The organism is Methylibium petroleiphilum PM1, from assembly GCF_000015725.1.
GTDB classification, from domain to species: Bacteria; Pseudomonadota; Gammaproteobacteria; order Burkholderiales; family Burkholderiaceae_C; genus Methylibium; species Methylibium petroleiphilum.
Map to the genome: position 1 here is coordinate 57,508 of NC_008825.1, position 24,764 is coordinate 82,271.

The 24,764-nt window shown below is 68.5% G+C and carries 23 protein-coding genes; 7 read left to right on the forward strand and 16 right to left on the reverse strand.

Features of this window, described 5'->3' with window-relative positions:
- Positions 1-47 precede the first annotated feature (47 nt).
- Positions 48-563 carry a cyclic pyranopterin monophosphate synthase MoaC gene (moaC, locus tag MPE_RS00300; RefSeq protein ID WP_011827663.1) on the forward strand — a complete coding sequence of 172 codons (516 nt, stop codon included), beginning with the start codon at positions 48-50 and terminating at the stop codon, positions 561-563.
- A 14-nt stretch (positions 564-577) separates the two neighbouring features.
- Here moaC and MPE_RS00305 read toward each other — a convergent pair whose 3' ends face one another.
- From MPE_RS00305 to sucC, 9 genes are all read right to left on the reverse strand, one after another.
- Positions 578-2,290: a PglL family O-oligosaccharyltransferase gene (locus tag MPE_RS00305; protein ID WP_158304590.1), complete on the reverse strand. Its 1,713-nt coding sequence runs from the start codon at positions 2,288-2,290 to the stop codon at positions 578-580.
- Between the two features lie 360 nt (positions 2,291-2,650).
- The gene (locus MPE_RS23100; protein ID WP_083767920.1) at positions 2,651-3,226 is read right to left on the reverse strand and encodes a pilin; all 576 of its coding nucleotides are present in this window, start codon (positions 3,224-3,226) and stop codon (positions 2,651-2,653) included.
- A 150-nt stretch (positions 3,227-3,376) separates the two neighbouring features.
- Positions 3,377-4,180: a 3',5'-cyclic-nucleotide phosphodiesterase gene (locus tag MPE_RS00315; RefSeq protein ID WP_011827667.1), complete on the reverse strand. Its 804-nt coding sequence runs from the start codon at positions 4,178-4,180 to the stop codon at positions 3,377-3,379.
- 216 nt (positions 4,181-4,396) lie between these two features.
- On the reverse strand, positions 4,397-5,059 hold the full coding sequence (locus MPE_RS00320; RefSeq protein ID WP_011827668.1) for an FHA domain-containing protein: 663 nt from the start codon (positions 5,057-5,059) through the stop codon (positions 4,397-4,399).
- A 79-nt stretch (positions 5,060-5,138) separates the two neighbouring features.
- Positions 5,139-5,948 (reverse strand): Stp1/IreP family PP2C-type Ser/Thr phosphatase, encoded by an 810-nt coding sequence (locus MPE_RS00325; protein WP_011827669.1) that lies wholly within the window; start codon positions 5,946-5,948, stop codon positions 5,139-5,141.
- Positions 5,949-5,983: 35 nt separating this feature from the next.
- Entirely contained in the window at positions 5,984-7,096 is a 1,113-nt protein-coding gene (locus MPE_RS00330; RefSeq protein ID WP_148210861.1) for a serine/threonine-protein kinase, read from the reverse strand.
- Positions 7,097-7,235: 139 nt separating this feature from the next.
- Positions 7,236-7,940, reverse strand: coding sequence for a TerC family protein (locus MPE_RS00335; protein WP_011827671.1), 705 nt, complete (start codon positions 7,938-7,940; stop codon positions 7,236-7,238).
- A gap of 186 nt (positions 7,941-8,126) precedes the next feature.
- A complete protein-coding gene (gene sucD, locus MPE_RS00340) occupies positions 8,127-9,020 on the reverse strand; it encodes a succinate--CoA ligase subunit alpha (protein ID WP_011827672.1) in 894 nt (297 codons plus the stop codon).
- 20 nt (positions 9,021-9,040) lie between these two features.
- Positions 9,041-10,201 (reverse strand): ADP-forming succinate--CoA ligase subunit beta, encoded by a 1,161-nt coding sequence (sucC, locus tag MPE_RS00345; RefSeq protein ID WP_011827673.1) that lies wholly within the window; start codon positions 10,199-10,201, stop codon positions 9,041-9,043.
- 220 nt (positions 10,202-10,421) lie between these two features.
- Between sucC and argC the strand changes: the two genes are divergently transcribed.
- Positions 10,422-11,345: an N-acetyl-gamma-glutamyl-phosphate reductase gene (gene argC / locus MPE_RS00350; protein ID WP_011827674.1), complete on the forward strand. Its 924-nt coding sequence runs from the start codon at positions 10,422-10,424 to the stop codon at positions 11,343-11,345.
- A 5-nt stretch (positions 11,346-11,350) separates the two neighbouring features.
- Here argC and MPE_RS00355 read toward each other — a convergent pair whose 3' ends face one another.
- Positions 11,351-11,860: a regulatory protein RecX gene (locus tag MPE_RS00355; RefSeq protein WP_011827675.1), complete on the reverse strand. Its 510-nt coding sequence runs from the start codon at positions 11,858-11,860 to the stop codon at positions 11,351-11,353.
- A gap of 43 nt (positions 11,861-11,903) precedes the next feature.
- Positions 11,904-12,977, reverse strand: a complete 1,074-nt coding sequence (gene recA, locus MPE_RS00360; protein ID WP_011827676.1) for a recombinase RecA — start codon at positions 12,975-12,977, stop codon at positions 11,904-11,906.
- A gap of 141 nt (positions 12,978-13,118) precedes the next feature.
- Between recA and MPE_RS00365 the strand changes: the two genes are divergently transcribed.
- The 3 genes from MPE_RS00365 to MPE_RS00375 all read left to right on the forward strand — a co-directional run bounded on the left by MPE_RS00365 (position 13,119) and on the right by MPE_RS00375 (position 16,741).
- Positions 13,119-13,790: a response regulator gene (locus MPE_RS00365; RefSeq protein WP_011827677.1), complete on the forward strand. Its 672-nt coding sequence runs from the start codon at positions 13,119-13,121 to the stop codon at positions 13,788-13,790.
- A 32-nt stretch (positions 13,791-13,822) separates the two neighbouring features.
- Entirely contained in the window at positions 13,823-15,352 is a 1,530-nt protein-coding gene (locus MPE_RS00370; RefSeq protein WP_011827678.1) for a sensor histidine kinase, read from the forward strand.
- An 87-nt stretch (positions 15,353-15,439) separates the two neighbouring features.
- Positions 15,440-16,741, forward strand: coding sequence for a patatin-like phospholipase family protein (locus MPE_RS00375; RefSeq protein ID WP_011827679.1), 1,302 nt, complete (start codon positions 15,440-15,442; stop codon positions 16,739-16,741).
- A 16-nt stretch (positions 16,742-16,757) separates the two neighbouring features.
- Here the strand turns inward: MPE_RS00375 and rodA are convergent, their stop codons facing one another.
- The 5 genes from rodA to MPE_RS00400 all read right to left on the reverse strand — a co-directional run bounded on the left by rodA (position 16,758) and on the right by MPE_RS00400 (position 22,690).
- On the reverse strand, positions 16,758-17,915 hold the full coding sequence (gene rodA, locus MPE_RS00380; RefSeq protein WP_011827680.1) for a rod shape-determining protein RodA: 1,158 nt from the start codon (positions 17,913-17,915) through the stop codon (positions 16,758-16,760).
- Positions 17,912-20,023, reverse strand: coding sequence for a penicillin-binding protein 2 (gene mrdA, locus MPE_RS00385; protein WP_011827681.1), 2,112 nt, complete (start codon positions 20,021-20,023; stop codon positions 17,912-17,914). The genes rodA and mrdA overlap by 4 nt, the downstream gene beginning before the upstream one ends.
- 28 nt (positions 20,024-20,051) lie before the next feature.
- Positions 20,052-20,573 carry a rod shape-determining protein MreD gene (gene mreD / locus MPE_RS00390; RefSeq protein ID WP_011827682.1) on the reverse strand — a complete coding sequence of 174 codons (522 nt, stop codon included), beginning with the start codon at positions 20,571-20,573 and terminating at the stop codon, positions 20,052-20,054.
- Positions 20,570-21,505, reverse strand: coding sequence for a rod shape-determining protein MreC (mreC, locus tag MPE_RS00395; RefSeq protein WP_011827683.1), 936 nt, complete (start codon positions 21,503-21,505; stop codon positions 20,570-20,572). The genes mreD and mreC overlap by 4 nt, the downstream gene beginning before the upstream one ends.
- A 141-nt stretch (positions 21,506-21,646) precedes the next feature.
- A complete protein-coding gene (locus tag MPE_RS00400) occupies positions 21,647-22,690 on the reverse strand; it encodes a rod shape-determining protein (protein WP_011827684.1) in 1,044 nt (347 codons plus the stop codon).
- Between the two features lie 287 nt (positions 22,691-22,977).
- Here MPE_RS00400 and gatC point away from each other — a divergent pair, with 287 nt between their 5' ends.
- Both gatC and gatA read left to right on the forward strand, forming a co-directional pair.
- The gene (gatC, locus tag MPE_RS00405) at positions 22,978-23,277 is read left to right on the forward strand and encodes an Asp-tRNA(Asn)/Glu-tRNA(Gln) amidotransferase subunit GatC (RefSeq protein WP_011827685.1); all 300 of its coding nucleotides are present in this window, start codon (positions 22,978-22,980) and stop codon (positions 23,275-23,277) included.
- Entirely contained in the window at positions 23,274-24,764 is a 1,491-nt protein-coding gene (gene gatA, locus MPE_RS00410; RefSeq protein ID WP_011827686.1) for an Asp-tRNA(Asn)/Glu-tRNA(Gln) amidotransferase subunit GatA, read from the forward strand. Before gatC ends, gatA begins: the two co-directional genes overlap by 4 nt.

Genomic DNA, 24,764 nt, shown 5'->3' on the forward strand with positions numbered 1-24,764 from the left:
CGTGCGTCTATGATGCCGCAGCCTTGTTTCCCATTGTTGCCGCAGCCATGAGCGTCACCCCCAAGTCATCTTCACCGGCCAGCGGACTGACCCACTTCGACGCCCAGGGCCAGGCCCACATGGTCGACGTGTCCGCCAAGGCGGCGACGCACCGCGTGGCGGTGGCCGAGGGCTGGATCCGCATGCTGCCGGCCACGCTCCAGGTCATCTCGCAGGGCAGCGCGAAGAAGGGGGACGTGATCGGCATCGCGCGCATCGCGGCCATCCAGGCGGCCAAGCGCACGGCCGAATTGATCCCCCTGTGCCACCCGCTGCCGCTGACGCGCGTGGCCGCCGAGTTCGAGATCGATGAGACCGCCACTCGCATTGCCTGCCGCGTGACGGCCGAGACACTGGGGCCCACCGGCGTGGAGATGGAGGCATTGACGGCCGTGCAGATCGGCCTGCTGACCATCTACGACATGTGCAAGGCGATCGACCGGGGCATGGTGATCGAGGGCGTGCGGCTGCTCGAGAAGCATGGCGGCAAGTCGGGTTCGTTCGTGGCCGACACCGCGGGCTGACGGCGCCCCCCGGCTCAAGGCTCCAGGTCGCGCCAGGTCAGCGCTACCGGATCGGTTCGGCACTGGAAGGGCGGCACCGGGTTGTCGGCCGTGCAATTCTTGAAGTAGGCCTGCGCGTCTTCGCGCCGAAATTCTCGCAATCGCTGGGCTGCGTACAGCGCCTCGGCATCGCGACCATTGGCCTTCAGCGCCTCGACGTACGCGATGAGCAGACGCACATCGACCAGGTGGTGCAGCGGACGGCGAAAGCTTGCAAGCGCCTGATCCTTCGGCTCGTTGGTCACGGCGGCGTAGTCGGCGTGATAGCCGAACAGCACGCTCTCGCGTCCGGCGGCGATGCGTTCCGCCAACGGGCCGGCGCCGGCCGGCGGCGCGAAGATCACCTCGACGCGGCGGTGATCCCAGGCGGCATACGCGGCGCCGACGATCATCAGTGCACCGGCCGCACGCAGAAGGAACGTCGACCACCGCGCCATGATGGCGACCGCCGGACTCGCCGGCTCATTCAGATCGGAGGCAGGCTCCTTCGTCGGCGCCGACCCGAGAAACACACCCAGCGCCCAGGCTGCCGGCAGCAGGAAGTAGGCATACCACAGCGGGTACTCGAGCAGGCTGTGCACCCCCAGCACCACCAGCATCACGAAAGCCGCGCGCGCCGGATGGCCCGGCTGTTCGCCCGCCACCCGCCACGCGCCGCGTGCGCGCCACAGGGCCCATCCGAACAGTCCCAGCACCAAGGCCGTGGCCGGCAGGCCGATCTCGACCGCGAGCTGCAGCGGCAGGTTGTGCGTGTGGTCGAAGAACGCGACCGGCCGGTCCGGGAAGGGCGTGAAGGTCCACGCGAAGTTGAAGTTGCCCCAGCCGACGCCGGTCCACGGGTTCTGTGCGATCAGCGTCAACGCATTGCGCCAGATCGCGAAGCGGGAGCTGCTGATGTCGCTGTGTGACTGCAGTCGTTCGGCGCCGTAGAAATGGGCCTGCTGCCACTCGGCGTACTCCGCCAGGCCGGCCCAGCAGAAGAGATAGACCACGGGCGTCAGCGCGAGCGTCCATCGGGCGGCGCGCGGCAGTGTGCGATCGACCGCGGCCCACAGCAGCAGCACGCCGACCGAAAGCGCGCCGGTCCGCGAGGCGCTAAGCGCCACCGCCAGCACCATGGCGAAGAGCGAGGCGACGGCCCAGGGCGCGCGCAGGCGACCCGCCTGCCAAAGCCACGCAGTCATGACCATCGCGCACAACAGGGCGGTGGCCAGATGGTTGGGTTGGCGCATGTTGCCGACGGCGCGACCGGCAGCACCGGGGTTGGCGACCAGCCAGCCATTGGCCAGCGACGGGGCAAAGTACTGCACCAGTGCCACGGCCACGCAGGCCATTCCAGCGATCCACCAGGCCCAGGCCATCGCCGGCGCACTGCACGGGCCGGCGTTGCCGCTTGCGACCAACAGCGCTACGCTTGCTGCGAGTAACACCAGCGACGGTCCGCCCTGACCGTCATCAAATCTCGCTAGGGAATACACGATGCAAACAACGAACGCCAGAGTTGCGGCCCATCGTGCTGCTTGATGCTCCCCGTTCAACGGCGGTGCCGAACCGCATGATGAAGCAATCAACAGCACGCACAGCCCCCATCCAGCTGTTCCGACAATCTGGTTGTAGAACACCGAGTCCGGAACCGTTGCTGGCGCGAGTAGCAAGGGAAGAGAGACACTGACTAGGGCCAGCAGCAATCCAAGGGGCGCTTGCGTCGAACGTGCGGGACAAGGCATGGGCGCGAGGCCGAGACAGCAAGGCCGAGGAGCGGGGGACCAAACGATAACGGCTACGGCGTAAGCGGTCCCAGCGTGTGCACTATTCTGGCCTTGGTTGTTGAATCCCGAGAAGTCGCCCGCAGAGGCGATACGGATTCTGCGACGTCACGAGGGGAAGTTTGAGAGCACCCGTCGATTCGCGTGTCACGAAGATCGATTTGCCATTGCGCTTGGCTGTCCGCAAGGGCGAGCAAGCACTGCGAGGCGCCCTTTTGCATTGGGGCCTCGGCAATGCAAAAGGGCGCCGAAGCGCCCCTTTGTGGTTGAGTCAAGTCCGTATCAACGGCATTCGGACGGAGCCAACCGAGCAGCAAGGGTGCCGGCGGCTTGACCGGGGTTCAAGTTGCCCGCGAGCGCAGCCGCACAGCGCCACGTAATGTTGCCTTGCGGCGGAGTGAATGCACCGGTGCCGACGGGCAACGCCGCCCCCGCAACTGCGGGCCCAAGTGTGAGCGTGTTCGCACCAGCGGCAGCGACAGACGGCGCATACGAGATCGTGATGATGCCTGTACCAGCAGCAATCGCAACACCGTTGGCGATGACGTTTCGGGTAACACCAGGGGGAACATAGCCAAGGCCATACCCAGCAGCATCAGCTCCCGGGTTGCCGGAGGCCAGAATATCTGCGACGTTGACTTTCGCAGCCGAAGCGAGGCTCAAACCTTCCGTGACGCGCGAGCGGATCGTGTAGTCCTGGTACGCCGGCAACGCAACCGCTGCCAGGATGCCAATGATCGCCACGACGATCATCAATTCGATGAGGGTGAAACCCTTCTGAATGTGCTTCTTCATGATCTGAACTCTCCTTGAGCGGTTGAACCGAGTGAAAGACGTGGTTTGAAAGGCAGGCTCCATGCCAACGGCCTGAATCTGTCGAATGTGCGCTAAACCACGGAGCGTTTGCGCATGGCGGTGAAACTGGGACAGATCACGTCACATGGGACGCTGATTTGAGGAACCGTGGCCATCCGATGTCGACACTTTTGGTCGCATCGCGAAGCGCGCTCAAAGGGTGAACACCAACCCCTTCACCAACGGCTCCACCCGATGCGCCGTGTCGATGGCCCGGATCTGCGCCACCACTGCCGCCACCTCGCCGGGCTTGGGATGGGTGATGTGCACCGGCACGCTGCCGTCCAGCTGGGCCAGCTCGGTGGCCAGGCTGCTGGGCGCGAGGTGGCCGCTCAGGTCGGCGAGCCAGCGCTCGTCGTCGCCGAAGGCAGTCTCGATGATGAGGTGAGCGATGCGGCGGCCCTTCAGCGCCGCCCACAGCGCCGGGTTGGAGCCGGTGTCGCCGCTGTAGACCCACCAGCCTTCTTCGCTGTCGACGGCGAAGCCGCAGGCCGGCACGGTGTGCGATGCCGGCAGCACCTCCACGTGCCGCTCGGCATCGCCGCGGCCGAAGCGCAGGGTGTCGCCAATGGCGAAGGGCAGCAGCCGGATGATCGGGTAGGCGGCGCTCGGGATGCTGGTGAAGTCGGGCCAGAGCTGGCCATTGAAGAGGTGGGCGCGCAGCGCCGCCAGCGTCTCGGGCAGTCCGTGCACGCGGATCGGTCCGCGTTCGGGCTGCGCCAGCCGCAGCTTCATCACGCTGTCGGCGAGCAGCGGGATGGCCAGCACATGATCGAGATGGGAATGCGAGACGAGGATGTCGTCCACGCGGGCCATCGCGTCGAGGGCCAGGTCGCCCACGCCGGTGCCGGCGTCGATCAGCACGTTGTCGTCGAGCAGGAAGGCAGTGGTGCGGCTGCCCGAGGCGATGGAGCCGGAGCAGCCGAGCACCTGCAGGCGCACGGGGGCGCGGCTCATGGAGATACCACCGTCGCGGTAGCGGCGGCAGGGGTCGGCAGAACGGGAAACGTCACCCAGGGATGGTGCCGCCGGGGCGAACGGCGGGCAAGCGCTGCGCTGTGCGATGCCTCACGGCGCGGCCGGCGGCGCACCCGGGGTTGGCGCAAAGCGGTCGCGCGGCGGCATTAATGCCTGCAGCGCCGTCCCGGACGGACGAGGCGGCCCGAGGCCTGCTCAGTTCTGCACGAACTGCATCTGCGTACCGGCGAGTTCGATCACGTCGCCGTTCTTCAGATGCACGGGGTCGCTGCTGACCTCGCTGCCGTTCACCGTGGGGCGGCTGCCGCCCTCGACGTGGGCGAACACGTAGCCGCCGGGGCGCTTGGTGATGGACGCGACCTGCACGCCGGGCTTGCCGACGGTCGTGACCACCTTGGTCAACGCCACCTCGCGGCCCACGGCCGCCCCGTTGAGCACCTTGATCAAGGCCGAGCTGGTGCCGGTCAGCGCTGCGAAGTTGGTGTTGCTCATCGGCGCCGTGTGCTGGAAGTTCGGCGCCGTGGCCGCCGCACCCGGCTTGATGATCATGGTCTTCTCGTAGTCCGAGCTCTCTACGCTCAGGTACTTGATCTTGTACTTGCCGATCTCGACGGTGTCGTTGTGCTGCAGCAGCTGCTTCTTCACGGCCTTGCCGTTGATGTAGGTGCCGTTGGTGCTGTTGAGGTCTTCGATGAAGACGTCCTGGCCCACCATCTGCAGCACGGCGTGCTCGCCGCTGACGGCCAGGTTGTCGATCACGATGTCGTTGTAGGGCCGGCGACCGAGTGTCGTCTTGTCCTTGGTGAGCTGGACTTCCTTGATGACGACCCCGTCCAGCGATACGACCAGCTTGCCCATGCGTGACCCCGTGCGTCTGACTTCTGATGTAGTGGAACCCGGCGACCTGCTGCGCGCCTGAATGTCCGGACGCCGCCCCTCAGCGGCGGAACGGCCACCAGGCCCGCGACACCGGCGCGGTGCCCGAAGCGCGCACCAGAACGACCGAGATGTTATCCCGTCCGCCCGCGTCGTTGGCAGCCTGGACCAGCGCCTGGGCGGCCTGCGGCAAAGAGTCGTGCTGGCGCAACACGGCAGCGATCTGCTCGTCGTCGATCATGTCCGACAACCCATCGGAGCAGAGCAGGATCCAGTCGCCGGGTTGGGTCTGGTGCAGGTGCGTCTCCAGCAGCACGGTGTCCTCGACACCGACCGCCCGGGTGACCAGGTTCTTGTTGTTCGAGGCCGCCGCCTGTTCGGGCGTGATCAGGCCGGCATCGAGCTGCTCCTGCAACAGGGAATGGTCGCGGGTGATCTGCGACAGCTCGCCCTCGCGCCAGCGGTAGCCACGCGAATCGCCGATGTGCCCGAGCAGCAGCCGCGCGTCTCTCAGCACGGCCACCACGAGCGTCGTGCCCATGCCGGCGTATTGCGGATTGGAGTTGGCGGCGTTGAAGATTGCGCGGTTGGCGTTGTCGACGCAGATGTCCATGGCGCGCCGCACGTCGGTGTCGGTGGCCTGGGCGCTGGCTTCGCTGAGCCAGCGGCCGAGCTCGGCCTTGATGAAGCTGGTGGCCATGCTGCTGGCCACCTCGCCGGCGTTGTAGCCGCCCATGCCGTCGGCAAGGACCGCCAGGCCTGCGGCCTCGTCGATCACCACCGCGTCTTCGTTGTTGTTGCGCGATCGGCCAGTGTCCGTGGCACTGACGAACTCGAAACGCAAGGCAGGAGGGGTCGGGAGCGTGGGCATCGGAAAGCGGCTGAGCGCGCCAGTGCGCGCGAACACTAAGGATTGTGCCCGGCTTCTGGCGCGTCGGGCGCCGGCCGGGCGCCGCCGGACGGTGCGTCGGCGGGGGGGGGCGCCGGCTCCCGCGCCTGCTCGCGCAACTGGACCAGCACCGCGTGCAGATCGGCGGCCATCGCCTCGCCGTCGGCGTAGCGGATCTCCGGGCGCTTTTCCAGCGCCAGGGCCACGATGTCGGCCAGCGCCGCGGGCAGTTCGGGACGCAGCGTGCGCACGTCGGGCGCCACGTCGTTGGCGATCGACCGGATCAGCTCGGCCATCGACTCGGGCCGGTGCGGCAGCACGCCGGTCAGCAGCTGGAACAGCGTGACACCCAGGGCGTAGAGGTCGCTGCGGCCGTCGACGCGGGCCCCTGCCATCTGTTCCGGCGACATGAACGAAGGTGTTCCGAGCACGATGCCGGTCCGCGTCTGCGTCGAGTCGATGATGCGGGCGATGCCGAAGTCGGTGACCTTGACCATGCCGCTCTTGAGCTCGACCATGATGTTGGCCGGCTTGATGTCGCGGTGAGTCACGCCCTGACGGTGGGCGTAGGCCAGCGCCTGGGCCACGCGGGCGATGATGCCCAGCACGGCGGGCACCGGCAGCAGGCGGCCGGGCTGGGTGAACTCGCTGAGGTCGCGCCCGCTCAGCAGCTCCATCGCGATGTAGGCGGTGCCGTCCTGCTCGCCGGCCTCGCGGACCGAGACGATGTCGGGGTGCTGCAGCCGGCCGGCCATCTGGGCCTCACGGAAGAAGCGCTCGCGGGCGTCCTCCAGCGCGTCGCCGTGGAATTCGCGGCCGAGCGCCATGGTCTTCAGCGCCACGGCTTCGCCGGTGCGCTCGTCGCGGCACAGCAGCACGGCGCCCATCGCGCCGTGGCCGATGTCGCGCTCGACCACATAGGGTCCGATGCGGCGCTGTTGCGCGTCGAGGACGCGCGGGTCGAGCACGGTGTCGGCTACCGCGTCGTGCTGGGTGCTGACGAAGCTGAAGCCCGATGCCCGGTCAGACCGGCGCTGGGTCCGGGCCGCGCGTTGACGGCGGCGCCAGGCCCACAGCAGGGCGGCGGCCGCAACGCCCAACGCCAGCCCCGCCCAGAGGAGGCCCGTCATGCCGCGCGTGCTGCTGCGGCAGGTGCCGCCGGGCAGGCTGTCCTCAGGCGGCAGCCCGGTGCGCGTTGGCGGAAAAGAGGTATCGCAGCGAGGGAGACGGTCGGTGCCATCCCCGGACGTTAGCAGGCCGCGCGCGCGTTCAGGTGCTTGGCGCCGGAGTGCGGTTGCGCGCCACCCACTTGCCGATCGCCAGCACCAGCAGCGCGCCGCCGATGCCGGCGGCGTACTTGAGGGTGTCGGTCTGCTCGACCAGATGCGTCACGGCAGGGTCGGTGACGGCCATCGTCCCGGCGATCCAGCCCAGCAGCATGCCGCCGACGGTGATGATGATCGGGAAGCGGTCCATCAGCTTGAGCACCAGCTGGCTGCCCCAGACGATGATGGGAATGCTGACCAGCAGGCCGAAGATCACCAGCGGCATCTTGTGATCGCCGCCGGCGCTTTCGGCGGCTCCGGCGATGGCGATCACGTTGTCGATGCTCATCACCAGGTCGGCGACGATCACGGTCTTGATGGCGCTCCACAGCTTGTCGCTGCCCTGGATGTTGCCGTGGCCGTCCTCATGGTCCGGCGCGAGCAGCTTGACGCCGATCCACACCAGCAGCACGGCCCCCACCAGCTTCAGGTAGGGGATGGCAAGCAGCGTCAGCGCGAAGAAGATCAGGATGACGCGCAGCAGGATGGCGCCGGCGGTGCCCCACAGGATGCCCTTGGTGCGCTGTGCCGCGGGCAGCTGGCGACAGGCCAGCGCGATGACCACGGCGTTGTCGCCGCCGAGCACGATGTCGATCAGGATGATCTGCCCCACCGCGACCCAGAAGTCCGGGGTCATGAACTGTTCCATCTGGCTTCCTTCTGCTGCGCTGTGCGGGCCGTGCCCACGGACCACGGGCAGTGTAGAGGCCCCATACCCCGGCGCGGCTTGCGGAGACTACGCATGCGACGCCCGCCCGGCGCCGGTAACGGACAAGGCCGCCCTGGGGCGGCCTTGCGGAGTTGTCTGGGCGTCGCGCGACGCCCGTGCCTGCGGTCAGAGCAGGCCCTTGAGCAGCTTGCCCATCTCCGACGGGTTGCGGGTGACGGTGAAGCCGCACTCCTCCATGATCGCCAGCTTGGCGTCAGCCGTGTCGGCGCCGCCGGAGATCAGCGCGCCGGCATGGCCCATGCGCTTGCCCGGAGGCGCGGTCACGCCGGCGATGAAGCCGACGATGGGCTTCTTCATGTTCGCCTTGCACCAGCGTGCGGCCTCGGCCTCGTCCGGGCCGCCGATCTCGCCGATCATGATCACCGCGTCAGTGTCCGGATCGTCGTTGAAGGCCCTCATCACGTCGATGTGCTTCAGGCCGTTGATCGGGTCGCCGCCGATGCCGACCGCGCTCGATTGGCCGAGGCCCAGTTCGCTGAGCTGGGCCACCGCCTCGTAGGTCAGGGTGCCGGAGCGGCTGACCACGCCGATGCGACCCTTCTTGTGGATGTGGCCGGGCATGATGCCGATCTTGATCTCGTCGGGCGTGATCAGGCCCGGACAGTTGGGGCCGAGCAGCAGGGTCTTCTTGCCGCCGGCGGCCTCCTTGGCCTTCATCTTGTTGCGCACCAGCAGCATGTCCTTCACCGGGATGCCCTCGGTGATGCAGATCGCGAGGTCGAGGTCGGCCTCGACCGCCTCCCAGATCGCGGCCGCGGCACCCGCCGGCGGCACGTAGATCACGCTCACCGTTGCGCCGGTCTGCCCGGCGGCTTCCTTGACGCTCGCGTAGATCGGGATGCCCTCGAAGTCCTCGCCGGCCTTCTTCGGGTTGACGCCGGCGACGAAGCAGTTCTTGCCGTTGGCGTAGTCGCGGCAGCCGCGCGTGTGGAACTGACCGGTCTTGCCCGTGATGCCCTGGGTGATGACCTTGGTGTTCTTGTTGATCAGGATGCTCATGTTCGGTGTCCTTCGAGGGCTCAGGCGACGGCGGCGACAACCTTGGTGGCTGCTTCGGCCATGGTGTCGGCGGCGATGATCGGCAGGCCGGAGTCGGCCAGGATCTTCTTGCCCAGGTCTTCGTTGGTGCCCTTCATGCGCACCACCAGCGGCACCTTCAGACCGACCGCGCGCGAGGCGGTGACGACGCCGTCGGCGATCGTGTCGCAGCGCATGATGCCGCCGAAGATGTTGACCAGGATGGCCTTGACCTCGGGGTTCTTCAGCATGATCTTGAAGGCCTCGGTGACCTTCTCGGCCGTCGCGCCGCCACCGACGTCGAGGAAGTTGGCCGGCTCGCCGCCGAACAGCTTGATGGTGTCCATCGTCGCCATCGCCAGGCCCGCGCCGTTGACCAGGCAGCCAATGTTGCCGTCGAGCTGGATGTAGGCGAGGTCGAACTTGCTGGCCTCGATCTCGGCCGGGTCCTCCTCGTCGAGGTCGCGGTAGGCGACGATCTCGGGGTGCCGGAACAGGGCGTTCGCGTCGAAGTTGAACTTCGCGTCGAGCGCGATCAGGTTGCCCTTGCTGTCGCAGTTCAGCGGATTGATCTCGACCAGCGAGGCATCCGTCTCCATGTAGCAGCGGTACAGGTTCTGCAGCAGCGTCACCGCCTGGGCGTGCGAGCCTTCCGGCAGGCCGATCGCGGCGGCGATCTTCTTCGCCTGCGCGTCGCCGAGGCCGGCCAGCGGATCGATCACCTCGGTGATGATCTTCTCGGGGGTGCTGTGCGCGACCTCCTCGATGTCCATGCCGCCTTCGCTCGAGGCGATCAGGGCCACCTTCTGCGTCGCGCGGTCGGTCACCAGCGAGACGTAATATTCCTTCTTGATGTCCGCGCCTTCCTCGATGTACAGGCGCCGCACCTTCTGGCCCTCGGGGCCGGTCTGGTGGGTCTTGAGCTGCATGCCCAGGATCTGGCCCGACAGTGCCTTCACCTCGTCCAGGCTCTTGCCGAGCTTCACGCCGCCGCCCTTGCCGCGGCCTCCTGCGTGGATCTGCGCCTTCACGACCCACACCGGGCCGCCGAGCTTCTGGGCGGCCTCGACGGCCTCCTGCCCGGTGAACGCCGGATAGCCGCGGGGTACCGGAACGCCGAACTGGCGCAGGATCTCTTTGCCTTGGTATTCGTGGATCTTCATGGTCGCGCTGGATTCGAGGGTGGGTGGTTCGAGTCGAAGAAGTCGGACGGTTCGGCGCCCGCCCGCGGGCGGCACGGCGCGGGTGGCACGCCGGGAAAAGCCGATCGACTTTAGCATGCTGCATTGCACCAAGAACTCCACGGGAACCCTTGATGACACGCGACTGACGCCCGGCGTTGCTACCATCGACCTCCCCGCTGTCCGCCCCTCCTTGCACACCATGAGCACCCGCCCGGCCCGCATCTTCATCGACGGCGAAGCCGGCACGACCGGACTCGGCATCCGCGAGCGACTGGCCGGGACGGACGGGATCGAGCTCGTCAGCATCGACCCCGCTCGCCGCAAGGACGCCGGTGCGAAGCGCGAGCTGATGGCCGGCGTGGATCTGGTGGTGCTGTGCCTGCATGACGATGCCGCGCGCGAATCGGTGGCGCTGGCCGACAGCTTGCCGGGCGGGGGGCCGAAGATTGTCGACGCCAGTACGGCCCATCGCGTGGCGTCTGGCTGGGTCTATGGATTTCCGGAGTTGCTGCCGGCGCAAGCGGCCGCCGTTGCGGCATCGCGCCGCGTGGCCAACCCTGGGTGCTATCCGACCGGCGGCATCGCGTTGCTGCGCCCTTTGGTCGATGCGGGTTTGCTGCCGACAGACTATCCGGTAGCCGTGCACGCTGTGAGTGGTTACTCCGGGGGCGGAAGAACAATGATCGAGGCTTATGAGGCCGGTGACGCCCCATCCTTCGAGCTTTACGGCCTTGGCCTCGAACACAAGCACTTGCCTGAACTGCAGCAGTACAGCCGGCTGGAGCGTCGACCGATCTTCGTGCCCAGCGTCGGCAACTTCCGCCAGGGCATGCTGGTGCAGGTGGCGTTGCACCTCGATCTGCTGAACGGGCGGCCGAAGCCGGCCGACCTCGAGGCGGCGTTGCGGGCACGCTATGCCGGTCAGCCATGGGTCCAGGTGGTGACGGCCGAGCCGGGCGGCAAGATCGAGGCCGAGGCGCTGAACGACAGCAACCGGCTGGAGTTGCGGGTCTACGGCAACGAGGATCGCGGCCAGGCCGTGCTCGTGGCACGGCTCGACAACCTGGGCAAGGGCGCGTCGGGCGCCGCGGTGCAGAACATCGCGCTGATGCTCGGCGTGTGATTGGCTCAGTCTTCGCGCCCAGCTGACTTCACCACGCGGCCCACCGTTTCCGAGCTGAAGCCTCGGGCGCTCAGAAAACGCATCTGCCGCGCTCGATCGGCGGCATCGACGGCCGGCGTGCCGAAACGCTTGGCCCATACCGCACGGGCGCGGGCGAGTTCGCTGTCCTTGAGTTGTTGCGCGGTCTCTGCGTCGAGAGCCATGCCGTGCTGCGCGAGTTCCCGGTGGATGCGCAGATTGCCGAAGCGCCCCTCGCGGGCGCTCACGCGGGTCTCGATGAAGCGGTCGGCGCTGAGCAGGTCCTTCGCCGCGAGCCAGTCGAGCAGGTCGTCGACCTCCTGCTCGGTCGGCAGCGCCGGCGCAGGGGCGTCGGCCGACAGCGGCGATGACCCCGCCGCCCTGCGCTGCCGATCGACGTGTGACAGCAACTTGCGTCGCAGCTCGATGCGGCTGTGCTCGCGCTGCGCAAGATAGGTCAGCGCCTTGGCCTTCAGGGTGGGCGCGGGACGGACCACGAGACGCCTCCGTCGGCCGCGAGCCCGCGGAGCTTCCCCCGCCTCAGGCGCCGGCAGCCGCCTGCTTGGTGCCCTTGGGGACTTCGATCTCGATGCTGGGCAGCAGCGCCACGCCCAGCGATTCACGAATCTTGTTCTCGATCTCGTGGGCCAGTTCAGGGTTCTCGCGCAGGAACTCGCGGCTGTTGTCCTTGCCTTGGCCGATCTTCTCGCCGTTGTAGGCGTACCAGGCGCCCGACTTGTCGATCACCTTGGCGATGACGCCCAGGTCGATGATCTCGCCCTCGCGTGACACGCCCTCGCCGAACAGGATGTCGAACTCGGCGGTCTTGAATGGCGGGGAGACCTTGTTCTTGACGACCTTGACCTTGGTCTCGTTGCCGATCACTTCTTCGCCACGCTTGATGCTGCCGATGCGGCGGATGTCGAGCCGCACCGAGGCATAGAACTTCAGCGCGTTACCGCCGGTGGTGGTTTCGGGTGAGCCGAACATCACGCCGATCTTCATGCGGATCTGGTTGATGAAGATCACCATGCAGTTCGACTTCTTGATCGTCGCGGTGAGCTTGCGCAGCGCCTGGCTCATCAGCCGTGCCTGCAGGCCGGGCAGGGAGTCGCCCATCTCGCCTTCGAGTTCAGCCTTGGGCGTGAGCGCCGCGACCGAGTCGACAACGATCAGATCGACCGAGCCGGAGCGCACCAGCGCGTCGACGATCTCGAGCGCTTGCTCGCCGGTGTCGGGCTGGGAGATCAGCAGCTCCTGCAGGTTGACCCCCAGTTTCTGGGCGTACTGCGAGTCGAGCGCATGCTCGGCATCGATGAAGGCGCAGGTGCCGGCCAGCTTCTGCATCTCGGCGATGACCTGCAGGGTGAGCGTGGTCTTGCCCGAGGACTCGGGACCGTAGATCTCGATGACGCGTCCGCGCGGCAGGCCGCCGACGCCGAGGGCGATGTCCAGGCCCAGCGAGCCGGTGGACACCACCTCGATGTCATCGATGACCTCGCCTTCGCCGAGGCGCATGATCGTGCCCTTGCCGAACTGCTTCTCGATCTGCGCGAGCGCAGCCTGCAGGGCCTTGGCCTTTTCGGTGTTCAATGTCTTGACGCTTGCATCCATGCTGAGCCTCCGGTTTGCTCGGGATTATGGTCGAAACTGGTTATTTGTACAGTAGTTTTTGGCTCTTCCGAAGCCCCTCCCTACAATGAACCCGGCGCTGACCACAACGAAACCCATGGCGCCGCCGAGGGAGACACGTCCATGAGGATCCTCATCGCCGAAGACGACCAGGTGCTGGCCGACGGTCTGTTGCGCACCTTGCGCAAGGGTGGCTATGCGGTGGATCAGGTCGGAAGCGGCAGCGAGGCCGATGCGGCGCTGGCCGACCACGAGTTCGACCTGGTGATCCTCGATCTCGGACTGCCCAAGCTGCACGGCCTGGAGGTGCTGCGCAAGATGCGCGCGCGCGGCACCGTGACGCCAGTGCTGATCCTGACCGCGGCCGACAGCGTGGAGCAGCGCGTGAAGGGGCTGGACCTGGGGGCCGACGACTACATGGCCAAGCCCTTCGCGCTGCAGGAACTGGAGGCGCGCGTGCGAGCGCTGACGCGGCGTGGCCTGGGCACCGCCTCGGCCATCATCAAGCACGGCCCGCTGTCGTTCGATGCAACTGGGCGCGTGGCCTACCTGAACGACCAGATGATCGAGCTGTCGGCTCGCGAGCTCTCGCTGCTCGAGGTGCTGCTGCAGCGTGCCGGCCGGCTGGTCAGCAAGGATCAGCTGGTCGAGCGCCTGTGCGAATGGGGCGACGAGGTCAGCAACAACGCGATCGAGGTCTACATCCACCGCCTGCGCAAGAAGATCGAGCAGGGCCCGGTGCGCATCGCCACCGTGCGCGGCCTGGGCTACTGCCTCGAGAAGATCGCGGGCTGAGCCGGCATGCTGCGCGGCGCGCGCCTTCGGGCATGAACACGCTGCGCGGACAACGCTCGCTGTTCGGCGAGATCCTCGACTGGATGCTCGCGCCGCTGCTGTTGCTGTGGCCGATGAGTGTCGCGCTGACCTGGCTGGTCGCCCAGAACATCGCCAACCGTCCCTACGATCGCGCGCTCGGCGAGATGGCGAGGGCGCTGTCGCAGCAGGTAAGCGTCGACCAGGGCCGCGTTGCGTTCGCTCTGCCGCCCGGAGCCGATCAACTGCTGCGGGCCGACGAGGCGGACCAGATCTACTTCCAGGTGCTGGGCGCGCGGGGCGAGTATGTGGGTGGCGATCACACGCTGCCGGTCCCGCGCGAGGACGACGTGGCGGCGGTCGGAGAGGTCCGCTATCGCGACGACGAGGTGCACAACGAGGCCGTGCGCGTGGCCTACCTGTGGGTGGCGATGCCCGCCGCGCCGCGGATTCCCGGCGCCACCTCGCCGGCGCTGGTGCAGGTGGCCGAAACCCTGGGCAAGCGCTCGCAGCTGGCCACCGAGATCATCAAGGGCGTGATCCTGCCGCAGTTCGTGATCCTGCCGCTCGCGGTGCTGCTGGTGTGGCTGGCACTGGCGCGCGGCATCGCGCCGCTCAACGAGCTGCAGCAGCGCATCCGCCGCCGTGCGGCTGATGACCTGAGCCCGATCGACGAGATGGAGGCGCCGGAGGAGGTGTCGCCGCTGGTGCGAGCCATCAACGACCTGCTGGAGCGCCTGGACCGCTCGCTGGCGACGCAGCGGCGCTTTCTCGCCGATGCCGCCCACCAGCTCAAGACGCCGCTGGCCGGCCTGCGCACCCAGGCCGAGATCGCGCAGCGCGAGATCGACGCGGGTGAACGCGAGCCCGAGGCGCTGAAGCGCTCGCTGCAGCAGATCGCGCTGTCGAGCCAGCGGGCCGCGCACATGGTCAACCAGTTGCTGGCGATGGCGCGCGCCGAGGACCGCGAACTCGCCGCCCGCGTGGCCGAGGTCCGGCTGGCGAGGCTGGCAACGGAGACCGTCCGCGACTTCGTGCCGCGCGCGCTCGAGAAGCGCATCGACCTCGGCTACGAGGGACCGGGCGCCGACGGCGAGACGGCCGAGCCGCAGCGCAGCAGCGTGCTCGGCCATGCGCTGCTGCTGCGCGAGATGATCCGCAACCTGGTCGACAACGCCCTGCACTACACCCCTCCCGGAGGCACGGTGACGGTGAGGGTCGTCAGCGACCCGTTCGGCCAGGTCGTGGTGCTGCAGGTCGAGGATTCCGGCCCCGGCATCCCCGCGGCGGAGCGTGAACTGGTGTTCCAGCCCTTCTACCGCGCCCTGGGGACCGATGTCGATGGCTCGGGCCTGGGCCTGGCGATCGTCGCCGAGATCGCTCGACAGCACGGTGCTACGTTGACGCTGGACGACACCCGCGAAGGCCCCGTGCCTGAAGGCAGCAGCCCCGGCGCGCGCTTCACCGTGCGCTTCGCCGCCTGGCCGGCCGACCGTCTGCCGCGTGCCGCGCCTCTTGCCAGCGGGACGGCCAACCCGGCTTAGTCCCGGCCGACGCCAAGGAGGGTTGTTTGCTGCAATGCAGCATTCGTCGGGGCGCCGGCGTAGACTGGACGCCAGCCGGGAGATGCCATGCCAGAGTCGCCGTCACACCCGAACAACCGCTCGCCCGCCGCACCGCGCCGCGTCGATCTTGCTCTGCAGGGTGGAGGGTCCCACGGTGCCTTCACCTGGGGCGTGCTCGACCGGCTGCTCGAGGACGACGCGGTCGAGATCTCCGCGATCTCGGGCACCAGTGCCGGCGCGCTCAACGCCGCCGTGCTGGCGACGGGACATGCCCGTGGCGGCCGCGCCGGCGCGCGCGCGGCACTCACGGCCTTCTGGCACGACGTCAGCACCAGCAGCCAGATCTTCTCGCCGTTCTCGCTGAGCCAAGCCAGTGCGGCCGGCAGCAGCTTCAACTTCGACAAGCTGCCGAGCTACCAGTGGCTCAACAGCTTCTTTCGCGCCTTCAGCCCCTATGAGTTCAACCCGCTGAACCTGAACCCGCTGCGCGACGTGGCCCGGCGGCATGTCGACGAGGACGCGCTGCGGCGTTGCGACATCCCGCTGTTCATCACGGCTACCAGCGTGCGCAGCGGCCAGGCCCACGTCTTCACCGGCAAGGACCTGTCGATCGATGCGCTGCTGGCCTCCGCCTGCCTGCCGTTCATCTTCCAGGCCGTGACGATCGACGGGGAGGCCTACTGGGATGGCGGCTACACCGGCAACCCGGCGATCTACCCGCTGATCTACAACACCGAGACGCTCGACATCCTGCTGGTGAAGATCAACCCGCTGCAGCACGAGGGGACGCCGACCCGCAGTGTCGAGATCATCGACCGCCTGTCCGAGATCACCTTCAACGCCAGCCTGGTGGCCGAGATGCGCGCGATCGCCTTCGTGTCGCGCCTGGTGCGCGAGGGCCGGCTGGAGGCCGGCCACTACAAGGACCTGCGCCTGCACATGATCGCCGACGACGAAGGCCTGGCGCCGTTCAACGCGAGCAGCAAGTTCAACACCGACCGGGTGTTCCTCGACGGCTTGTTCGAGCTCGGGCGTCGGGCCGCGGACCAGTGGCTGAAGAAGCATGGCGACGACATCGGCGTGCGCTCGACGCTGGATGTGGAGCGCAGCTTCCTCGAGAAGCCGGCCCGCAACGGCCAGCGCCGCGCGCCCCGCCCGCGCGCGGTGCGGCCTCCGGCAGCGCCGCCGATGCCCGCGGTCGACGAGCCGGCGCTGGTCGCCCCGCCCGCTGCAACCATTGCACCCGTCGTACCCGAGGTGCACTCGCCAGTGCCCGCGCCACCTGCGGCGCGGCCAGCCGTGGCGCGGCCGCGCCTGCCTTCCCTCCTGTCGCGCTGGATCAAGCGTCCACGCAAGCCGCCGCGCTGAGTCCGTCGCCGGCCGTTCAGCTCTGCATCAGCCGCTTGCTGCGCGCCACCGACATCAGGATGCCGAGCGCGAGACCCAGCGTGACCATCGCCGTGCCGCCGTAGCTGATGAAGGGCAACGGGATGCCCACCACCGGCAGGATGCCGGTCACCATGCCCATGTTCACCATGCTGTAGGTGAAGAAGCTGAGCGTGATCGCGCCGGCCAGCAGCCGCGAGAACAGCGTCGGCGCGTCCGACGCGATCATCAGACCGCGGAAGATCAGGAAGGTGAAGCCCAGCAGCAGCGCCACGCAGCCCGCCAGTCCGAACTCCTCCGAGAAGGCCGCGAAGATGAAGTCGGTGGTGCGCTCGGGGATGAACTCCAGATGGGTCTGGGTGCCGTTCATGAACCCCTTGCCGGTGACCCCGCCCGAGCCGATGGCGATCATGCCCTGGATGATGTGGAAGCCCTTCCCCAAGGGATCGGTGGTCGGGTCGAGCAGGGTGCAGACGCGGTGCTTCTGATACTCGTGCAGCAACACCCAGTCGACGCCGGGCTCGCAGATCTGCGTCTGGAACCAGATCAACCCGCCGATGCCGACCGCGCCCAGCCCCAGCACCGGCAGGATCAGCGCCCAGCTCAGGCCGGCGAAGAACATCACGTACAGCCCGCCCGACAGCACCAGGATGGCAGTGCCCAGGTCCGGCTGCTTCACGATCAGTGCGACCGGCACCGCCAGCAGCACGAAGGCCACCACGAAGTCCGGCGCCTGCAGCTGGCCTTCCCGGCGCTGGAACCACCAGGCCAGCATCAGGGGCGTGGCGATCTTCAGCAGTTCGCTGGGCTGGATCACCAGCACCTGCAGGTCGAGCCAGCGCGTGGCGCCCTTCTTCGTCACGCCGAACAGCTCGACGGCGATCAGCAGCGCCACACCCAGCACGTACAGCGGCACCGCCAGCTGCGCCAGGCGCTGCGGCGAGAGCTGCGCCACGATGAACATCACGCCGGCGGCCAGCAGCATGTTGCGGCCGTGATCGACGAAGCGCGTGCCATGGTCGTAGCCGGCCGAATACATGGTCAGCAGGCCCGCGGCCGCCAGCAGCACGATGGCCAGCGCCAGCGGTCCGTCGAAGCCCATGAACACGGTGGCGGCACGTTGCCACCACGGACGCTTGTCGAACACGGTGCTCATCGATTCGTGGCCTCGGCCGGTGCTGTCGGCGCCGGCGCCTGGGCGATCTTCGCCGGCGGGGCTGCCGCCGCTCCCCCGGGCGCCGAAGCCGCCGGGGCGGGTTGGGAGGCGGGGGCGGCAGGCGCCGCGGCGGCCTCACCGCCGGCGGTCGTGACGGCGCCGGGCGTGAACGGCATCAGCGGCACCTCGGCGGCGAGTCGCGGCGTGCCGACCGGCGGACCGGCTTGGCCCTTCTGGACCAGCGCGATGTCCTCGGCGTTCGGGTAGCGCCCCGTCAGCACGAAATCGAGCACGCGCCGCGCGATCGGCGCGGCCGCCTCGGCGCCGAAACCGGAGTTCTCCACGATGACGGCCAGTGCGACCTGCGGGTTGTCGACCGGCGCGAAGGCGGTGTAGAGCGAATGGTCGCGCAGGTAGTCGGCCATCTTGCTCTTGTCGTACTTCTGGTCCTGGCGAATGCCGACCGCCTGCGCCGTCCCGGTCTTCCCACCACTCGGGTAGCTCGCCCCCATGAAGACGCGCGTCGAGGTGCCTTCCTGCGTCACGCCGTGCAGCGCCTTGCGGACCACCTCCACGTGATCGGGCTGCAACGGCAGCGGACTCAGCGCCTCGGCCGACATCAGTCGGGTCTCCCGGGTTGCCACATCCTCGATCTCGCGCACCAGCCGCGGCACATAGCGCTGCCCGCCCGATACCAGCGTGGCGGTGGCGGTGGCGAGCTGCAGCATCGTGAAGTTGTTGTAGCCCTGGCCGATGCCGAGCGAGATGGTCTCGCCGGCGTACCACTTCTGCAGCTCCGGCTTCTTGTAGTACTTGCGCTTCCACTCGGTCGAGGGCAGCACGCCGGTGACCTCGCCGTTGATGTCGATGCCGGTGCGGCGGCCGAAGCCGAAGGGCTCGAGCTGCTCGTGGATCAGGTCCACGCCCATGTCGGCGGCCAGCTGGTAGTAGTAGACGTTGCTCGACTTGACGATCGAGCGGTTCATGTCCACCACGCCCAGCCCGCCGTCACCGTGGCTGCGGAAGCGGTGGTTGCCGAACATGAAGACGCCGTTGTCGTAGGTGGTCTGCTGCGGCGTGCGCTTGCCGGATTCCAGCGCGGCGATCGCCATGAAGGGCTTGAAGGTCGAGCCGGGCGGGTAGGTGCCGCGCAGGGCGCGGTTCAGCAGGGGCTTGTCGATCGACTCGTTGAGCTCCTTCCAGCTCTCCGAATCGATGCCGTCGACGAACAGGTTGGGGTCGAAGGTCGGCTTGCTGACGAAGGCCAGCACCTCGCCGGAGCGCGGGTCGATCGCGACCAGCGCGCCGCGCCGGTCGCCGAACAGCTGCTCGACCATCGCCTGCAGCTTGATGTCGATCGACAGCCGCACCGTGTTGCCCGGCGTCGGCGGGCTGGCCCGCAGGCGCCGCACCGCGCGGCCCGAGGCGCTGGTCTCGACCTCCTCGAAGCCGGTGATGCCGTGCAGCTCGGCCTCGTACTTCTGCTCGATGCCGAGCTTGCCGATGTAGTCGGTGCCCTTGTAGTTGGCCGCATCGTCGGTCTCGTCGATCGCGTCCTTCTCGGCCTGGTTGATGCGGCCGATGTAGCCCAGCACATGGCTGCCGAGCTCGCCATAGGGGTAGTTGCGGAACAGCCGCGCCTTGATGTCGACCCCGGGGAAGCGGAAACGCTGCGCGGTGAAACGCGCCACCTCCTCGTCGCTGAGCTTGGTGCGGATCGGCAGGGACTCGAAGCTCTTGGCGTCGTCCATCATGCGCTTGAAGCGGCGACGGTCGCGCGTCGTGATGTCGATCACTTCCTGCAGCGCATCGATGGTGCCCTCCAGGTCGTCGATCTTCGACGGCGTGAGCTCCAGCGTGTAGGCCGAGTAGTTGTTCGCCAGCACGACGCCGTTGCGGTCGAGGATCAGGCCGCGGTTCGGCGTGATCGGCAGTACCGTGATGCGGTTGCTCTCGGCGCGCGTGGACAGCTCGTCGTGCCGCAGCACCTGCAGCGTGACCAGGCGCGCCGTCACCAGCCCGAAGCCGAACAGCACCAGCGCGCCGGCGGCGATCAGGCGCAGCCGGAAGCGGCCCAGCTCCTGGTCGACGTTCTTGAGTTCGGTCACGGTCCTGTCCGGCGTTGCCGCGCTGCGGTCACAGCGGTCGATTCTCGTCCCGGTCCGGCGCACGGCGCTGCGGCGCCAGCAGCAGCACGGCGGCCACCGGCCACAGCAACGCTTCGATGACCGGCGCGAACACCAGGTTCCACCCCGGGAACACGCCGCCGGCCGCCAGCCGGACCAGCACCGAGACCGCGTGCGCCGCGACGAACAGCGGCAGCACCTGCAGCGCCTGCCCGAGCACCGAGAACCACAGCAGGCGGCGGTGGATGGTGGTGGCGAAGAAGCTCAGCAGCGTGTAGGCCAGCGCGTGCTGGCCCAGCAGCGCGCCCTGGTGCACGTCCATCAACAGGCCGAACACGAAGGCCGCGCCGATGCCCACGCGGCGCGGCTGGTGCACGTTCCAGAACACCAGCGCCAGCGCCAGCACGTCGGGCATCGCGTTGACGCGGCCGAACGGGATGAGGTTGAAGGTGAGGGCCAGCAGCAGCGAACCCCACATGAACACCGGGTTGACCGGCAGCAGCAGCTGGTCGGAACTGCGCGGCATGATCATCGGCGTGCTCCCGGTCGGCGCCGCGGCGCGGCTTCGCTGGCCGCCGGCTCGGTGGGGCGGGGCGGCAGCTGCAGGCCGAGCGGCTGCAGCACCAGCACGTGGCGCACGCTGTCGGGCCGCGCCGCCGGGGCCAGCGTGACCTTCGCGAAGGTAGTGCCGGCGCGCCGATCGACCGCGACCACCTTGGCCACCGACAGCCCGGGCGGGTAGACGCCGTCGACGCCCGAGGTGTTCAGCACATCGCCCGGCTCGATGTCGGCATTGCTGGCGAGGAAGCGCAGTTCCATGCCGGCGCCGGCGGCCACGGTGGACGGATCGCCGTAGGCGGCCGCTCGAGCCTGCGTGCGGACGTTCAGCACCGGGATCGCCGCGTCCTTGTCGGTCAGCAGCGTCACCTCCGACGCCAGAGGGTAGACGCGCGTGACCTGGCCGAGCACCCCCGCGGCGTCGATCACCGGCGAGGCAGGCGCCACGCCGTGCGTCGCACCGCGGTCGATCACGATCTTGCGCGAGTAGGGATCGGCGGCCTCGTACAGCACCTCGGCCGCCTCGGTGTTCACGGTGAACTGCGGGCGCAGTGCCAGCAGCTCGCGCAGGCGTTGGTTTTCCTCGGTCAGCGGGCCGACGCGCGCCGCCACCTCGGACTGGGCGGCCAGCTGCACCAGCGCTGCCGTCTCGCGCTCACGCGCGCCGGCGATCCCGGTGAAGTAGTCGTGCACCGTGTCCCAGGCGCGGACCGGGACCAGCAGCACGCGCTCGACCGGGTGCAGCGCGGTGGACAGGGCTGCGCGCAGCGGCTGCGTGAGCTTGAAGCGCGTGTCGGCCACCATCAGGAACAGCGCGAAGGCCGAGAAGAACACCAGCTTCGTCAGGGCAGACATGCCCTGCTTGAAGAACGGCGGCGGAGTGCGATCGAGGGTGCCTAGAGGCATGGCGCTCGGCGGTGAACGACGAAGCCGGCCACGTGCGACATCGGGCCCCTGGGCCGCGGCTTGCCGCAGCCGATCCCCCGAGGGGATGGCGCCCGGCTTGGGGCGGCCCGGCGCTCGGGCGCTCGCGCCGGCGCCATCGACTTACTCGGAGGTGAAGATGCTGCCCAGGCGCTCCATGCGCTCCAGCGCCATGCCGCAACCGCGCACCACGCAGGTCAGCGGGTCCTCGGCCACCAGCACCGGCAGGCCGGTTTCCTCGGCCAGCAGACGGTCCAGGTCGCGCAGCAGCGCGCCGCCGCCGGTCAGCATCATGCCGCGCTCGGAGATGTCGGCGCCGAGTTCGGGGGGCGTCTGCTCCAGCGCGTTCTTGACGCTGGAGACGATGTTGTTCAGCGGATCGGTCAGCGCCTCGAGGATCTCGTTGCTGCTGATCGTGAAGCTGCGCGGCACGCCTTCGCTGAGGTTGCGGCCCTTGACCTCCATCTCGCGCACTTCGGAGCCCGGGAAGGCCGAGCCGATCTGCTTCTTGATGGCCTCGGCGGTGGGGTCTCCGATCAGCATGCCGTAGTTGCGGCGGATGTAGTTGATGATGGATTCGTCGAACTTGTCGCCGCCGACCCGGATGCTGCCCTTGTAGACCATGCCGCCGAGCGAGATGACGCCAACCTCGGTGGTGCCGCCGCCGATGTCGACCACCATCGAGCCGGTGGCCTCGCTGACGGGCAGCCCGGCGCCGATGGCCGCGGCCATCGGTTCCTCGATCAGGTAGACCTCGGAGGCACCGGCGCCGAGCGCCGACTCGCGGATCGCACGCCGTTCCACCTGCGTCGAGCCGCAGGGCACGCAGATGATGATGCGCGGGCTGGGCTTGAGCACCGAGCGCGGATGCACCATCTTGATGAACTGCTTGAGCATCTGCTCGGTGACGGTGAAGTCGGCGATCACGCCGTCCTTCATCGGCCGGATGGCCTCGATGTTGCCCGGCACCTTGCCGAGCATGGCCTTGGCCTCGGCGCCGACGGCCTGGATGGTCTTCTTGCCGTTGGGGCCGCCTTCGTGACGGATCGCGACGACCGAAGGCTCGTCGAGCACGATGCCCTTGCCACGCACGTAGATCAGCGTGTTGGCGGTGCCGAGGTCGATCGCGAGGTCGGTGGAGAAATAGCGTCGCAGGGAGGCGAACATGTCTTGGCGTTTCTGCAGGGCGCCGCAGCGAGGAAGCCGGGGGCTACGAGGGCTGCGCCGCCTGGGTATGGGGAGGGGCGGTGTTCGAAGCGATCTGGGCCAGCAGGCCGGTCGCGATGTCTGCGCCCCCACTGCGCTCGTCGCGTAGTGAACGCCTCCATCCCGGCCGGGTGAGGAACTCCGAAGATAATACCGCACGGTCCCAGCGCGACGCCCGCGAAAAGCGGCGTTGAATCGCGGCAGTTCTCTGGCGCAGGGCCGTTGCATCCCTCCATTTCGACCCTCCCATGGCCCTGACCCCCACCGACGTGAGCCGCATCGCCCTGCTGGCCCGGCTCGAACTCAGCGAGGCGGAGCAGTCCGCGATGCTCAGCCAGCTGAACGGCTTCTTCGACATCGTCGAGCGCATGCGCGCCGTCGACACCACCGGTGTCGCGCCGCTGTACACGCCGCTGTCGGCGGTGCAGGAAGTCGCGCTGCGGCTGCGCGAAGACGCGGTCACCGAGGTCGACCAGCGCCAGGCCAACCAACTCAGCGCACCGGCCGTCGAGGCGGGGCTGTACCTCGTGCCCAAGGTGATCGAATGAGCACCGAGCTGCACCAGCTCGGCGTGGCCGACCTGTCGGCCCGTCTGGCCGCCAAGACGGTATCGACTGCCGAAGTCACGTCACACCTGCTTGCGCGCGTTGCTGCCCATGAACACCTGGGGGCCTTCCTGTGCACCGATGTCGAACTGGCGCTGCAGCAGGCCCGCGCGGCCGACGAGCGGCGCGCCCGTGGCGAGACCCTCGGCGCGCTCGACGGCGTGCCGCTGGCCCACAAGGACATCTTCGTCACGACCGACTTTCCCAGCACCGCGGCCTCGAAGATGCTGGCCGGTTACCGCTCGCCCTTCGATGCAACGGTCGTCGCGAAGCTCAAGGCGGCCGGCACCGTGACCTTGGGCAAGCTCAACTGCGACGAGTTCGCGATGGGCGGCAGCAACGAGAACTCGGCCATCCGGCCGGTCCGCAACCCCTGGGACGCGGAGCGCATCCCGGGCGGGTCGTCGGGTGGCTCGGCGGTGGCGGTGGCGGCGCGGCTGGTGCCGGCCACCACCGGCACCGACACCGGCGGCTCGGTGCGCCAGCCGGCCTCGCTGTCCGGCGTGACCGGCATCAAGCCGACCTACGGGCGCTGCTCGCGCTACGGGATGATCGCCTTCGCCTCCAGCCTCGACCAGGCAGGCCCGATCGCCAAGAGCGCCGAGGACTGCGCGCTGCTGCTGGGCGCGATGAGCGGCTTCGACGAGCGCGACGCCACCTCGGCGCAGCAGCCGGTGCCCGACTTCGCCGCGCTGCTGCGTGCCCCGCGCGACGGTGCAAGCGCCGGCCGGCCGTTGCACGGCCTGCGCATCGGTCTGCCGCGGGAGTTCTTCGGTGCCGGCGTGGCCGGCGACGTGACGCAGGCGGTACGTGCTGCACTGGCCGAGGTCGAGAAGCTCGGCGCCACGTTGGTCGACGTGAGCCTGCCGCGCACCGAGCTGTCGATCCCGGTCTACTACATCATCGCCCCCGCCGAGGCGAGCTCCAACCTGGGCCGCTTCGACGGCGTGCGCTACGGGCACCGCGCCGCGCAGTACGGTGACCTGCTCGACATGTACCGCAAGAGCCGCAGCGAAGGCTTCGGGGCCGAGGTCAAGCGCCGCATCATGATCGGCACCTACGTGCTGAGCCACGGCTACTACGACGCCTACTACCTGCAGGCGCAGAAGCTGCGCCGCATGATCGCCGACGACTTCCAGGCGGCCTTCGCCCACTGCGACCTGATCGCCGGTCCGGTGGCGCCGACCGTCGCGCGCCGGCTGGGTTCGCAGACCGACCCGGTGGCCGAGTACCTGGCCGACATCTTCACGCTGCCGGCCAGCCTGGCCGGACTGCCGGGCATGAGCGCGCCGGCGGGATTCGGCGAGGGGGGGCTGCCGGTCGGCCTGCAGCTGATCGGCAACTACTGGCAGGAGGCGCAGCTGCTGCACGCCGCCCACAGCTTCCAGCAAGCCACCGATTTCCACCTCCGGACGCCGGAGGGCTACTGA